Origin of the sequence: Neoalteromonas flava, assembly GCF_002807685.1 — a bacterium.
In the GTDB taxonomy this organism is placed as follows: domain Bacteria; phylum Pseudomonadota; class Gammaproteobacteria; order Enterobacterales; family Alteromonadaceae; genus Alteromonas_E; species Alteromonas_E flava.
On the sequence record NZ_PEAX01000003.1, the window covers coordinates 501,379 to 515,095 of the forward strand.

Here is a 13,717-nt window from a genome sequence, read left to right on the forward strand (position 1 = left end):
AGTTTTGTTACATTCGAAGATAATTCTTTACTTCTTTTTCTAGTGATCGCCGTATTGGCATGAGAAACCCTTAACCATGCGCCTAAAACGAATAAAGCTGGCAGGCTTTAAGTCATTTGTTGATGCGACGACCATTCCTTTTCCCGGGGAAATGACCGCTATTGTGGGTCCCAATGGTTGTGGTAAATCGAATGTCATTGACGCGGTGCGCTGGGTATTGGGAGAAAGTTCTGCGAAAAACTTACGTGGCGACGCAATGACTGACGTTATTTTTAACGGTAGCAGTGCACGCAAGCCTGTATCACAATGCAGTGTTGAATTGGTGTTTGATAATACCAGCGATCGTTTACAAGGTGAGTTTGCTAAATACAACGAATTATCGGTTAAACGAATCGTCACACGCGACGCGGTTTCCACTTATTTACTCAATGGCACCAAGTGCCGACGCCGTGACGTTACTGACATATTTTTAGGTACCGGCTTAGGTCCACGTAGTTATGCCATCATTGAACAGGGCATGATTTCGCGATTAATCGAATCCAAACCACAAGAGCTGCGGGTTTTTATTGAAGAAGCCGCAGGTATTTCTAAATATAAGGAACGGCGTCGAGAGACTGAAAATCGCATCCGCCATACTCGCGAAAACCTTGAGCGCTTAGCTGATGTGCGCGCCGAGCTGGCCACTCAGTTAGACAAATTACAGCGTCAAGCGGCCGCTGCTAAAAAGTACAAGGAGCTTAAGCAACGAGAGCGCGAACTTAAAGCTCAACTAGCAGCTATGCGTTGGCTAGGCTATAGCGAAAAAGTCAGTGACTTGCAGCGCCAAATTGATGAGGGTGAAAATCAAATAGAGTCACTAATAGCCGAGCAACGCGGTGACGAGCGCAAATTGATAGAGCAACGGCAATCTCAATTTGAATTAAAGCAAGCGCTAGATGCATTGCAAAAGCAACTTTACGATGTCAGTACAGAAATAGCTCGGTTGGAACAAAATCAAAAGTATACCAGCCAACGCACTGAGCAAATTAATAATGAACTGGGCATTCTAAGTTCCAAGCGAGCCGCATTGAACGAGCAAGTCGAGGCTTTAACGCTGGGAGTTGAAGAATTAATCGAGCAAGACAATCTGTTGCAACCGGACCGTGATGTGTGTCAGCAGCAGTTAGCAATGGCTATTGAGTTGCGTGACGATTCAGAACAGACACTCACCGACCTTAATCAGCGTTTTCGGCAGCAAGAGAGTGAATATTTGCAGCTCAAACAACAAAGTCAGAGTTGCCATAGCCAGATCCAGTCGACGATGAGCATGCAGTTGCGTACCCAACAACGCTTGAGCGAGATTGAGAGTGAGTTAGAACAGTTATCTCATGATCAAGTGATTGAGCAGATCGAAAGTCTGCAAGAACAGCTATTAATGAGTGAGCAACAGTATGAAGAAGCGCAACAAAATGAGCGTTTGTTAGCTGAGAAATGTCGTTCCCAATTGGATGTTTGCGAGCAATATCAAACCCACTTTGAAGCGTTACGTCAACGTCAGCAGCGCTTCGACGCTGAACGCCACGCCCTACAAAGTCTGATTAATGATGATTTACCAGAGCTTGGCAGTGACCAGTTGGCTTTAACCAGCGTTTGGCAAGTGCTCAATGTAGTCCAAGGGCAAGAAGCATTAGTCGATACGGCTTTAAAGAACTTGCAGTCTGCTTGCGTACTCGAAGATGCAACGCTGATGCAGGCAGAGTGGCTAGAGTCTGGTCAGTTGACGGTTTTATTGACGGAACACTGGACAGAGCAAAAACGCCCAGGCTCGATTGCGGCAACGTTTGAGAATGCGCGGGTGCCACGCGCGTTCAACTCTATTTTAGTGGCAGATAATCGTCAACAGGCCGATGAGCGAGCAGCAACACTCGCTGACCACGAATGGCTGGTCACAGCGGATGGCTATTGGCGTTCTAATGATACTCTAAAAGTGACGCAACATGTGCAGCAGGGCAGTGCCAGCCGGCTCGCGAAACTGGAAGCATTAACGCAAACGTTGAGCGAAGTTACCCGTGACTGTGAACAAGCAGAGCATGAATTAAAGGACGCACAAGCAGACCGAGATCAGTTGCAGGCTGCCGCGAATGATGCGAATCATGCTGTTCGCCAAGCCGCACTCGCTCAACAGCAATTACAAAATCAGCTTGGTGTGCTGGAATTACAAGCAGAGCAAGTAGCGGCTCGGCAGCGCAAGCTAACAGAAGATCGTGAGCAACAGCAACAACTGTTGGAAAAAGAGCAATTACAGTTAGAAGAGTTATCGGCGCGGGTTGAAACTATCGAAGAACGTTTATTAGATTTTGAAGCTATTCAATTGCATGCGGACGAAAGTCGAGAACGAGCTGAGCGATCAGTACAGGATGCTCGCGCAAAGGTTGAGCAATTAACCCAACAAAAACATCAACTAGATATGCAAGCTCAGCAGCTGAATGGACAATTGGGGAGCCAAAAACAACAGCTGCAAACCACGCAGCAACAGTTACATGAGGTTGCCGAACGCTGTACCGAGTTACAGCAAGAATTGGAACAACTGCAGCAGCCGGATGACAACGTAGATGATCGGATTGCAGCGTTACTCAAGCAACGTGAAAGTTTGACTGAAGAGCAACGCGAAAAAAGCGAGCAGCTTGCCCAAGTTGACATGTTGATTAATGATGCGATGCGCGACTCGCAAGGTATTAACGATAGGATTGCGCACCGCCGTGCGCAATTGGAAAGCTTGAGGCTAGAATCTCAGGGATTCCAAGTGCGTGCTTCAGGCGTGTTAGAGCAACTTGCTGACACCCAACAAAATCTCAAGCAAACGTTGGAAAATCTGCCCGAAGACGCAGCTGAAGATAGTTGGCAGACAGAGCTTGAAAAAACGCAGGCCAGCATCAGTCGCTTAGGTGCCGTCAATCTTGCCGCAGTGGAAGAATTTGAGGTGCAAGGCGAGCGTAAACAGCACTTGGATACTCAGTTTGATGACTTACAAGCGGCTTTAGACACCCTTGAAGACGCGATCCGTAAAATTGATCGTGAGACTAAATCACGTTTCAAGTTAACCTATGACCAAGTTAATAATGACTTAAAGCAGCTTTTTCCAAAAGTGTTTGGGGGCGGGAGTGCCTACCTCGAATTAACGGGTGACGATTTGCTCGAAACTGGAGTGACCATTATGGCGCGACCACCGGGCAAGAAAAATAGCACCATTCATCTCCTCAGTGGTGGAGAAAAAGCATTAACCGCATTATCATTAGTATTTGCGATTTTTAGATTGAATCCTGCACCGTTTTGTTTGCTCGACGAAGTTGATGCGCCGCTCGATGACGCCAATGTCGCGCGTTTTTGTCGCTTGGTTTCTGAGATGTCAAAGACGGTTCAGTTTATTTACATCACCCATAATAAAATCGCGATGGAAATGGCAGAACATTTAACCGGAGTAACCATGGCTGAACCAGGTGTGTCGCGCATGGTGGCGGTGGATGTTGAAGAAGCCGTGGCTATCGCAAATGCATAATAAAGGGCGAGTGTCTGAATGGAAGACTTACGATTTGCGCTATTAATAGTTGGTGGTTGTGCAATACTAGCCATCCTGGCTCATGGTTTGTGGAGTTTGCGGAAAGGCAATTCAAAGCCAACAGTTAAACCTCGAGTTGAGCCGTCAGAGCCGCGCGACCGGGTTGAAGGTTTTGATGAGTTCGGCTTGGGCGAAGTTCGAGTGGTGAGCCAAAGCAAGAGGTCTCAAGATCACTCAACGAAGCAAGCGGCACAGGTAGAACATGAGCCGATTGTCGATGAGGATATGCGCCGCGCTGATACTGAAGAAGTGGATGTCAGCGAAGTAGAACATCCCGTCATTGCACAACATTTAGAGTCTGATATTCCATCATTGGCTGATGTGGTTGATGTTCCTCGAGAATCAGATGCAGGGGCTAAACAGCAAACGCTAGCGGCAGAAACCGTTGAAAAGCCAAAGAAGCTGTATGCGTCTGTGGTATCAAATCCAAAACCGACGATGTTTAAAAATGAAGATCGCAAAGAAGCCTCAGTTACGCCGATCCCGAACAAGTCTATTCCCGAACCACCATCATTTCTTCTGCAGGAGGATGACCTAAGCGTTGAATCACCGACTGAAAGTGCTGATAGCGAGGTCTTAACATCATCAACCGAAACGACAAGTGATAGCGAGGTTGAAGCATTTAGCCTCGACCAAACACCTTCCGATCCACATTTAAATGTGACTACAGAAGCTGCCGAACCCTCAACCTCGACAGTGGAGGAAAGCAAACGTGCGGCACCGAAGCGGCGCAGCAAATCGATGTTTCGCAAGCGTATTGAACCGACCTTAGGTGAAGACCAAATGCGCATGTCGTTCGATGATGAGCAGAAGATTGAGGCAACTCAAAGCGTTGAATCCAGTTCACCAGCACCAGAGCAAGAGGTTCTTGTGCTTAATGTTCGTGCACCTCAAGGCGAGGAAATACCTGGCGCAGCGTTGTTACCCATGTTGCTAACCTTAGGGTTTAAGTTTGGCGATCAGGATATTTTTCATCGTCATGTGAATAGTAATGGCAAGGGACCAGTGCTGTTTAGCTTGGCAAATATGTTTAAACCCGGTGTTTTCGATATCGATAATCTGGAAAACTTTACCACCCAAGGTGTTTCGTTATTTATGATCTTGCCGATAGAGGGGGATCCACATCAGGTCTTCAATATGATGCACAACGCGGCGCGTAAGTTGGCTGACGAGTTTGCTGGGCAAATATTGGACGGTAGACGCAGTGTTCTCACCAAACAAGGATTGCAACAATATGTTGAAAAGATTCGCGAGTTTGAACGTCGCCGTATGATCGCAAGAAGTTAGGACCTCCATGACCACCACTGATAACCAATTGCAACGTCGTGTTGAGACGTTGCGAGCGCAATTAAATGACTACAACTATCACTACTATGTAAAAGACGATCCGAAGGTTCCAGATGGTGAGTATGACCGTCTGTTCCATGAATTACGCGCCTTAGAACAGTCGAACCCAGAGCTTTTGACACCGGATTCGCCAACTCAACGCGTCGGTGGCATGCCGTTGGCAGCATTTACTCAAGTGGAGCATGAAATGCCAATGCTATCACTGGATAACGCCTTTGATGATGATGAGTTACGGGCGTTTTCAAAGCGCATAAATGATCGCTTAGTAAACACTCAGTCATTGGTTTTTACCTGCGAACCTAAACTGGATGGATTAGCTGTAAGCTTAACCTATCAGGACGGCGTTCTGGTGCAAGCAGCGACGCGAGGGGACGGTCGCGTGGGTGAGGATATCACGCAAAATGTGCGCACGATTAACAGTATTCCATTGCAATTACGGGGAACGGATTTTCCGGCTCGCCTAGAAGTTCGAGGCGAAGTCTTCATGCCAAAAGCTGGCTTTGAACGTTTAAATCAAGCGCAACGGAGTTCTGGTGGTAAAGTTTTCGCCAACCCCAGAAACGCCGCTGCCGGTAGTTTGCGTCAGCTTGATTCACGCATTACCGCAAAGCGACCTTTGCAATTTTATGCCTACTCGATAGGGATCAGTCGTGATGAAATCTCACCGTTGGCGTCTTCTCATTATGCTCGTTTGCAGCAACTGGCTGAATGGGGGCTACCAGTAAATCAGTTAACTGAGCAGGTTGCCGATGCTAAGGGCTGTATTGATTATTACGAGCGTTTAGCGAACCAGCGCGATGCTTTGGATTATGAAATTGATGGCATTGTCTACAAAGTCGATGATATTGCCCTGCAACAAGCATTGGGTTTTGTTTCCCGCGCCCCGCGCTGGGCGATCGCACGCAAGTTTCCAGCGCAAGAGGCCGTTACTGAATTATTAGATGTCGAGTTTCAAGTGGGTAGAACCGGTGCTATTACTCCAGTTGCTCGTTTATCCCCCGTTTTTGTTGGTGGTGTAACGGTGTCGAATGCCACGTTACATAATGCCGATGAGATTGCACGCTTGAATGTGAAGATAGGTGATCAGGTAGTGGTGCGCCGCGCTGGCGACGTTATCCCACAGGTTGTATCAGTCGTAATGGAACGTCGACCTGAGCACGCTAAAGATGTCGTGTTTCCTGCTGAATGTCCTATTTGCCAGTCACATATTGAGAAAGTAGACGGGGAAGCCGTTGCGCGATGTTCCGGAGGACTGTTTTGTGCCGCACAACGAAAAGAGGCATTGAAGCATTTTGCATCACGCAAAGCTCTGGATATCGATGGTTTGGGTGATAAGTTAGTTGAGCAATTAGTCGATGCTGAAAGGGTAAAAACACCCGCAGATTTCTTTCATTTGACGGTCGCCGAACTGATCGGTCTAGAACGCATGGCAGAAAAATCAGCGAGTAATCTAGTGGCCGCCATTGAGAAAGCTAAGCAGACCACGTTTGCACGGTTTCTCTATGCGCTTGGGATCCGTGAGGTGGGTGAGGCGACAGCCAATAATTTAGCCAATCATTTTGGTAAATGGGAAAGTATTAGTACTGCGACTGTCGAGCAGCTTATCGAAGTTGAGGATATTGGACCCATAGTGGCCCAGCATATCGCTCACTTTTTTGCTGAAGAGCATAATATTGCGGTGATCCGAGCATTGCTTGACGCTGGCGTGCATTGGCCTGAACCTCAAGTGCAATCGCAGTCCGATCTTCCGCTCGTAGATAAAACCTGTGTAATTACAGGTACTCTTGCTGCAATGAGCCGAGATGAAGCCAAACAAAAGCTAATGGCACTCGGCGCGAAAGTTGCGGGAAGTGTGTCGAGTAAAACCGATTTCTTAGTCGCTGGTGAAAAGGCTGGGTCTAAATTAGCAAAGGCCGAAGCGCTGGGCGTTACTGTATGGGATGAAGAAAAATTATTGCAGTTTTTGCGATCGCAAGAATAAGTTGTGCAATTAGCGTCTAGCAGCGCTCTTACGCCGCTGCTGGCGCGCCTGCCATGATTTCACCACAGACCAGCGCCATAACGTATTCAATCCGTAATATCCAACGATCCCGCCCATTATTGAGCACAGCGCACAGCCAAGCAGAAAGGCAGGACCGATAGTCGTTAGGCTATTTGTTACCCACGCCCAACTTAATTCAAATGCAAAACTATCCATTTCGGTCCCCAGTACAGTACTGCCGAGTTTGTAAGCACCGTAAAATATGGGTGGCATGGTAAATGGATTAGTGATCCAGACAGTAGCGATGGATAAGGGCAGGTTGACCCGAAAAGGGATTGCGGCTGCGGCGGCAAGCCACATTTGGAAAGGTACAGGCCAAAATGCGAAAAATAATCCAATCGCGAAAGCTCCTGCAGCACTCCTGCGATTTAAGTGCCAGAGGTTAGGATCATGTAACAGTTTCCCAAAAATCGATATGTAGCGGTTTTCGACGACTGCTTTATGGTCGGGCAATAATCGGCGGATAAACTTTTTAGGCATGGCAGGGCAGCCATTTTACGAGCATGGAGAGAGCAACGCGAGACGAGCGGCAAGGTTGGCCAGTTTCAAGGTTACAAGCGCTATTGGTTGGGTTCATTAGTGTGTATGTCACTTCGTTGCTGTGGCCGCAGTTACCAAACCTAAAAGCAGTAATCTTATTCACGGTTGGTTGCCTGTCGCTATCTCTGTGGACGCGATTATATCTAAAATCACGACTTTTCCTATGCCTAATTGGTGCATTATGTGGGCTTTTATGGGCCTGTGTTATAAGCCATTGGTATGTTACTTGGCAACGCCAAGGTATCGATTTTCAGCAGACGGTAGTTATTTCAGGACGAGTGACTCAAATTCGCTCGTTAAAAGACTCTGCAAGCCTTCAACTTGCAGTTTCTGAATTAAATAGTACTCGCTTTATCTTACCGCGTTATGTGCGTCTGCACTGGTATGGGGTAATCCCCAACATCGATATCGGCCATCGCTTGCAAATGAGCGTAGTTTTAAAACCACCCAACGGTTTAGCAAACCCGCACGGGTTCAATTATACGCGTTGGTTATTGGCTGAAAATATTGCAGCAACGGGTTATGTTAACACACGCTATCCAGTGCAAATGCGGTCAGCCAATAATACGTTTCGTGCAGATCTAGTTGCCCGACTAGCTGCTTTAGATTTGTCCAATAGCGCTTGGATTTTAGCCTTAACGGTTGGCGATCGAGAAGGTCTAACAGCGCATGATTGGCAAATGTTGCAGCATACTGGCGTGGCGCATTTATTCGCTATTTCGGGGTTACATTTAGGGATAGTTGCAGGCTTTTGCTTACTTTTTTGGCGTTGTTTGTTGTCCATTCTTGCATTTGTATTGCGTCCGACAACTATAATTCAACAGGTTGCTCCTATCGCGGTGCAGCCTTTGTTATATATGGTTTGCGTGGTTTTTTGCTTTGGTTACGCGTACCTTTCTGGGTGGCAATTGCCGGTCCAGCGAGCATACATCGCTTTACTTTTAACACTTATCATCACTAGCTTGCGATGGCGGTTCCACGCACCAAGCGTTTTACTGTTGGTTTTCGCACTCATTTTAGTACTGTCGCCGTATAGTATTTATTCTTCATCGCTGTGGTTGAGTTTCTTTGCGGTAGCAGCAGTTATGTTCCTGCATTGGCGTTATCAGCGTGGCTCACGTAATTGGCGCAGCCGCTTATTTTTCTTGTGTAAGCTGCAATTGATGTTGACGCTACTCAGCATGCCACTAATCGTGACTCACTTTCATACGCTTTCATTCGTTAGTATTTTGGCAAACTTGCTCTTTGTTCCTTGGGTTTCCTGTGTGTTATTACCATTCAGTTTAACTGCGTTGATAACTTTTATGCTGGTCCCGGATTGGGGCGTCGCATTGTTTATCATACTTGATCAACTGTTTGAGCATAGTTTGTATGTTTTAAAGCTATTTAGTGAGTTGCCGCTTGCAGCTGTGGAGGATGTGTATTGGCCACAGTCTGGCACTGTTAGTTTTGCGTTAGGGTTGAGTTTACTCATGTTCCCGAAGTTTGGCTGGCAACGACGGTTCAGTGGGTTATGTTGTGTTCCATTGCTAATGCATTTATGCAATCTTCGACAAGACGATGACAACTGGTATTTGCACTTATTTGATGTCGGGCAGGGTACAGCAATTGCTGTATCTCATGGCCGTCGCGTTCTACTCTATGATGTGGGGCCTGCTTATCCCACTGGTAGTTCAGCCGCTGAACAGGCTATTCTTCCGTTTTTCAACGCGCAGGGCTGGACCAGTATTGATTACTTGATCATTAGCCACTTTGATAATGATCATGCGGGTGGTCGCGCGGTTATCAAGCGCAATCTAGTGGTCACCGAAGAAATTGTTCCAACAACCTGTGTAGGAAAAAGTCCCATTCATTGGGGTAATTTGACACTGACGTTCTTATGGCCCATCTCCGACATTGGGCAGCCTTCGCAACGCTCAGACAATGCTCAATCCTGCGTGGTGATGATTAGTGACGGCCATCACAGTATTTTGTTGCCTGGCGATATTGAACGTTGGGTAGAGACTGAGCTAGTAAGGCGGGAATTGCAATTATCTAAGCAATTGACAAGCCCGGCGAAACTCAAAGCAAATGTCTTGGTGGCGCCACATCATGGCAGTAACACCAGTTCCTCTTATGCGTTTATTGGTGCTGTTAGTCCCGAACACGTGATTTACACGACAGGTTATCTTAATCGTTGGAAATTTCCTCACACCCGTGTAGAGCAGCGTTATGAAGAAATGAATGTTACGACATGGAATACCGCAACTTCGGGCTATTTAAGGATCCAGATCCCATTCTGCCAGCACCAACACATGGCAGATGTTGGCAAGCCGCAAACGTGTGCCCGTGAGCTAAAAATTACCAGCTATCTCAAAACACTCGCGCCGCGCTGGTATCAGTATCGACACTAAAAGCTGGGGTTTAGGATGAAATCTGAGTACAATCAACAACATCTAAATTATTATTTGTCTGATAGATGACAACAGCTGCTGCGAAAACTCAAGATCCACGCCATGTTAGGCGCTTCTTTGGTTACCTAAAAGAATTTAAATTGCCGTTTATTATCGCCATCCTCGGAATGGTTGGATACTCTGGTGTGGATACCTTCGTGTTTTTCCATTTACAACCTATTATCGATGAGAGTTTGGGGCAAAAAAATTACGCCATGTTGCGAACGGCGGCCTACTTGATCGTTCCAATCTTTATTCTGCGTGGCCTGTTTAATTTTATGGGTAATTACACCCTAGCCTGGATCAGTACACAGGTTGTTATGCGTATGCGTCAGCAGTTGTTTGATAAGTACATTCACCTTCCGGTCAGTTTTCATGACGAGAAGTCTGCCGGTACGCTAATTTCCAAAGTCACTTATGATACTGAGCAAGTTGCTAATGCCGCCGGTAAAGCGCTACTCATATTGGTGCGTGACGGCGCATTCGTTATCGGTTTGTTGGGTTCCATGTTTTATTATTCTTGGCAACTGTCATCCATTTTTTTACTGATTGCACCGTTGGTTGCGATCATTGTTTCCTATGTGAGTAAACGTTTCCGCGCCGTGAGTCGCAGTATTCAACAGGCAATGGGCAGTGTTACAACTGCGGTGGAACAAGCTGTGAAAGGACATAAAGTGGTACTCATGTTTGGGGGGCAATCCATCGAGCACAATCGCTTTAAGGAAAAAAATAACCATAATCGCCAACAAAATATGAAATTGACCAACACTTCAATTTTGAGTGTTAGTCTGATCCAGATCATCGCATCAATTGCGCTTGCGGTGGTGTTGTTTATCGCTGGTACCCCCGGCATGATTGATGACCTAAGTGCAGGTGTTTTTCTCTCGGTTGTGATTTACATGGTGATGCTGTTGAAACCTTTGAAACAGTTAACTACCGTCAATAATGAGTTTCAACGAGGCATGGCAGCTTGCGCAAGTATTTTTGAGATCCTCGATCAAGAAGAGGAAAAAAATACTGGAACCTTTGAAATGCAGCGAGCGAAAGGCAATATTGACATTCGAGATGTCACATTTTTCTATCCACAGCAATCTCGTGCCGCATTGCAACACATCAATTTAACCATTCAGCCAGGAGAGACAGTGGCTTTGGTCGGGCGTTCAGGCAGTGGCAAGTCAACACTGTCTAGCTTGTTGACGCGCTTCTATGCTCCGACTGAGGGGACTATTTTGCTCGATGGCAAACCAATTGATGAATTTGAACTTAAATCGCTGCGCCGTCAGTTCGCTTTAGTATCGCAGCAGGTTACGCTATTTAACGATACCGTAGCTAACAACATTGCCTATGGCGCAAATGGTCAGGTTAGTCGAGAGGCGATTATCGATGCCGCTAAGATTGCCCATGTTGATGAGTTTGTTACCCAATTAAGTGATGGCTACGACACACTCATTGGCGAGAATGGATTGATGCTCTCTGGTGGGCAACGTCAACGGTTAGCTATCGCCCGCGCTATCCTAGTTAACGCACCTATTTTGATCCTGGATGAGGCAACTTCGGCCTTAGACACTGAAAGTGAAAAACTGATCCAAGACGCGTTGGAACAATTACAAAAGCGCTGTACCAGCATCGTTGTTGCCCATCGCCTTTCGACCATTGAAAACGCCGATAAGATCGTGGTGATCGACGACGGTAGGATTGTCGAGCAAGGTAATCACCATGAGCTTTTGCAGCGCGGCGGTGCGTATGCTCAACTGCACCAAATGCAATTTGGCAATGACGCCGAGCAATGAGTATCCAAAAAGTAATTGAAACCGGTTGGTATCAAAATAAGCCTTGGCTTTGGGTGCTCTGGCCGTTGAGTGTGTTATTTGCGTTACTGAGTGCTTTGCGTCGCGTTTTTTATCGATTCAAGCTAATCAAATCAAACCACCCAGGTGTGCCTGTAATCGTAATAGGCAATCTTACAGTTGGCGGTAACGGTAAAACACCATTGGTACTTGCACTGGCTAATTATTTGCTGCAGCACGGACGTAAAGTAGGTGTGCTTAGCCGCGGGTATGGTGGCCAACAGGCTGAGTTTCCTTATTGCGTTCAGGCAAACGATAGGGCGGCACAAGTGGGTGATGAACCTTTGTTAATTACTCGCCGGTTACAGTGTCCAGTGGTTATTGATCCAATTCGGACGCGCGGCGCGAAATACTTAGTTGAACTAGGTTGTAATGTCATCGTTTGTGATGATGGTTTGCAACATTATGCGTTGCAAAGAGACATTGAGTGGATTGTGATTGATGACCGCGGATTTGGGAACTGCAGACTGTTACCTTCAGGGCCTATGCGCGAAGGCGTGTGGCGTCTTAGACACGTCACTGGAGTGGTGCATAATGGAAAAGCGCCACTGGCGCTGGATGTGTCGCAAAATATTCCGATGCAATTGACTACACAGCATATGGTTAATGTTGCCGATTCCTCATTAACGCTAACATTGGATGATTTTAAGCAGCGCTATGCTTCGCTTGATGGTGTGTGCGCAATCGGTAATCCGCAACGATTTTTCAATTCGTTAGCCGAACAGGGAATTTCCTTGAAGCGGCAATTGGTATTTAATGACCACCATCTCTATCGGTCGTCAGACTTACCACAAGGAGCACTCGTGATGACAGAAAAAGACGCGGTTAAGTGCCAGGCGTTTGCGCATCCCGATTGGTGGTTCTTGCAAATTGATGCACAATTGTCTCATTCATTCTTTACTCAGACAATGCGTCACCTAATTCACGCTGAAACTAATCTAAAGAGAAAAAATTATGGCATTTGATAAACAATTACTTGATGTGCTTGCCTGTCCTGTTTGTAAAGGGAAATTGTTATACCGGAGTGCCGAGGAGCGCTTGATCTGTCGCTTTGACCGCTTAGCATTCCCAATCAGGGAAAACATTCCAGTATTGTTAGAGAATGAAGCTACGTCGTTAACCTTAGATGAAATCGAAGCATTAAAACATGACTAGCGCAAATACTGCTGAGTTTATCGTTATTATTCCTGCCCGCTACGGGTCAACACGATTTCCTGGCAAGCCATTAGCACATATCCAAAATAAACCTATGATCCAGCACGTGTATGAGCGTGCTCTTGAGGCTCAGGCGGCACGCGTTATAGTCGCAACTGATGATAACCGTATTGCCGAGACTGTAACGCAGTTTGGTGGTGAGGTGTGTATGACCCGAAGTGATCATCAATCAGGCACTGAACGCCTCGCAGAGGTGATTGACACAGAAGGCATTGCTGCGGATTCGCTAATTGTTAATGTGCAAGGCGATGAGCCGTTTATTCCTGCTGCGAATATTCGCCAAGTCGCGCAAAATTTAGCTTTGCGACCACAATGCGCCATGGCGACTTTGGCGACCCCTCTGGACGGTATTGAGGAGCTGAACAATCCGAATGTGGTAAAGGTTGTGAGCGATCGACATGGACATGCTTTGTACTTCAGTCGTGCGCCGATACCATTTGATCGCGATAACGTACAGCCGAGTTTAGGCTATACACCACTGCGACATATCGGCATTTATGCGTATCGAGCAGGATACATTAAAACCTATGTTGATTACCCAGCGTCAGATCTGGAAAAGATAGAGTCATTGGAGCAATTACGAGCGCTGTGGAACAGCGACAAAATTCACATCGAAGTTGCGGTGGCACCACCCCCGACGGGCATTGATACACCTGCAGACTTGGCGCGTTTAAATCAACAATTATTAGCTGGAGAATAG

Annotated in this window: 9 protein-coding genes; 8 read left to right on the forward strand and 1 reads right to left on the reverse strand. The window is 46.7% G+C overall.

Features of this window, described 5'->3' with window-relative positions; genetic code table 11:
* Positions 1-76 precede the first annotated feature (76 nt).
* The 3 genes from smc to ligA are packed head-to-tail and all read left to right on the forward strand — an operon-like array spanning position 77 to position 6,923.
* Positions 77-3,535 carry a chromosome segregation protein SMC gene (gene smc, locus CSH92_RS08280; RefSeq protein ID WP_100657136.1) on the forward strand — a complete coding sequence of 1,153 codons (3,459 nt, stop codon included), beginning with the start codon at positions 77-79 and terminating at the stop codon, positions 3,533-3,535.
* An 18-nt stretch (positions 3,536-3,553) separates the two neighbouring features.
* Positions 3,554-4,882, forward strand: a complete 1,329-nt coding sequence (zipA, locus tag CSH92_RS08285; RefSeq protein ID WP_100657137.1) for a cell division protein ZipA — start codon at positions 3,554-3,556, stop codon at positions 4,880-4,882.
* A gap of 7 nt (positions 4,883-4,889) precedes the next feature.
* A complete protein-coding gene (gene ligA / locus CSH92_RS08290; protein ID WP_100657138.1) occupies positions 4,890-6,923 on the forward strand; it encodes an NAD-dependent DNA ligase LigA in 2,034 nt (677 codons plus the stop codon).
* 9 nt (positions 6,924-6,932) lie between these two features.
* On the opposite strand, the gene CSH92_RS08295 is transcribed toward ligA, so the two are convergent.
* Positions 6,933-7,463, reverse strand: coding sequence for a DUF2062 domain-containing protein (locus CSH92_RS08295; RefSeq protein ID WP_100657139.1), 531 nt, complete (start codon positions 7,461-7,463; stop codon positions 6,933-6,935).
* Between the two features lie 23 nt (positions 7,464-7,486).
* Between CSH92_RS08295 and CSH92_RS08300 the strand changes: the two genes are divergently transcribed.
* From CSH92_RS08300 to kdsB, 5 genes are all read left to right on the forward strand, one after another.
* Entirely contained in the window at positions 7,487-9,916 is a 2,430-nt protein-coding gene (locus CSH92_RS08300) for a DNA internalization-related competence protein ComEC/Rec2 (protein ID WP_100657140.1), read from the forward strand.
* A 65-nt stretch (positions 9,917-9,981) separates the two neighbouring features.
* The gene (msbA, locus tag CSH92_RS08305; RefSeq protein WP_100657141.1) at positions 9,982-11,745 is read left to right on the forward strand and encodes a lipid A export permease/ATP-binding protein MsbA; all 1,764 of its coding nucleotides are present in this window, start codon (positions 9,982-9,984) and stop codon (positions 11,743-11,745) included.
* On the forward strand, positions 11,742-12,767 hold the full coding sequence (gene lpxK, locus CSH92_RS08310; protein WP_100657142.1) for a tetraacyldisaccharide 4'-kinase: 1,026 nt from the start codon (positions 11,742-11,744) through the stop codon (positions 12,765-12,767). Before msbA ends, lpxK begins: the two co-directional genes overlap by 4 nt.
* A complete protein-coding gene (locus CSH92_RS08315; RefSeq protein ID WP_100657143.1) occupies positions 12,757-12,957 on the forward strand; it encodes a Trm112 family protein in 201 nt (66 codons plus the stop codon). Before lpxK ends, CSH92_RS08315 begins: the two co-directional genes overlap by 11 nt.
* Positions 12,950-13,717, forward strand: coding sequence for a 3-deoxy-manno-octulosonate cytidylyltransferase (gene kdsB / locus CSH92_RS08320; RefSeq protein WP_100657144.1), 768 nt, complete (start codon positions 12,950-12,952; stop codon positions 13,715-13,717). Before CSH92_RS08315 ends, kdsB begins: the two co-directional genes overlap by 8 nt.